Annotated in this window: 1 protein-coding gene; it reads right to left on the reverse strand. The window is 62.7% G+C overall.

Annotated features, from left to right (window positions below):
- Window positions 1-44: 44 nt before the first annotated feature.
- On the reverse strand, window positions 45-888 hold an 844-nt coding region (gene trpD, locus V6C16_RS14360; RefSeq protein ID WP_333543575.1), incomplete at its 5' end, for an anthranilate phosphoribosyltransferase.

The following is an 888-nucleotide window of genomic DNA, read 5'->3' on the forward strand; positions in this document are numbered from 1 at the left end:
GGCGCAGGGTATCGATTTCGGCCGCCTTGGCCTTGACAAAACGCTCAAGCAGCATGCAGCACCTTCCTGCCAAAGCCCCCGCCTACGGCTTCGCGCGCGCGCGCCATGCACAGGGCCATATCCATGTTTTCTTCCAGCAGATACACCGCCAGCCCCACGTTGAGGGCCACCATATCCAGCATGGCGCGCGGGCCTTCGCCATTGAGGATTCCCCTGAGCACGGCCACGGCCTCATCCTTGCCGTCCACCGCCAGATCTTCCACAACGCACGGCTGGATGCCGAAATCACGGGGATCAAGCGTCATGGACGTCACAGAACCGGCATGCAGCAGGGCCACACGCGCGGGGCCGATGGGCGTGACCTCGTCATAGTCTCCCGCGCCGCAGACCACGGCCGCCCGGTACAGCGGTCCCTGAAGCAGTGTTTCGGCCACGAGGTCCACCAGTTCCGGCCGGGCCACGCCCATGAGCAGATGGCTGGGCCGGGCCGGATTGATCATTGGCCCCAGAATATTGAAGAGTGTGCGCACGCCCAGTTCCTTGCGCACAGGGCCGATATTGGCAAAAGAGGGATGAAAGTGCGGGGCGAACAAAAAGGCGAAATTGCGCTTTCTGATCATTTCGGCCACAGAAGCGGGATTTTCGTCCAGCGCAATACCGAGAGCCTCAAGAGCATCGGCGCTGCCGCATTTTGAAGATACGGCGCGGCCGCCGTGCTTGACCACCTTGTAGCCCATGCCCGCCAGAACAAGAGAAGTGGCTGTGGAACAGTTAAAAGAGTTGCGCCCGTCGCCGCCTGTACCCACCACGTCAATGCTCGTGCCGGAAACACCGTCCACGCGCACGGCCCTGGCAAGAGCGGCGCGTGTGGCGTGGGCCAGTTCCAGG

It is taken from the genome of Desulfovibrio sp. 1188_IL3213, assembly GCF_036763145.1.
In the GTDB taxonomy this organism is placed as follows: domain Bacteria; phylum Desulfobacterota; class Desulfovibrionia; order Desulfovibrionales; family Desulfovibrionaceae; genus Desulfovibrio.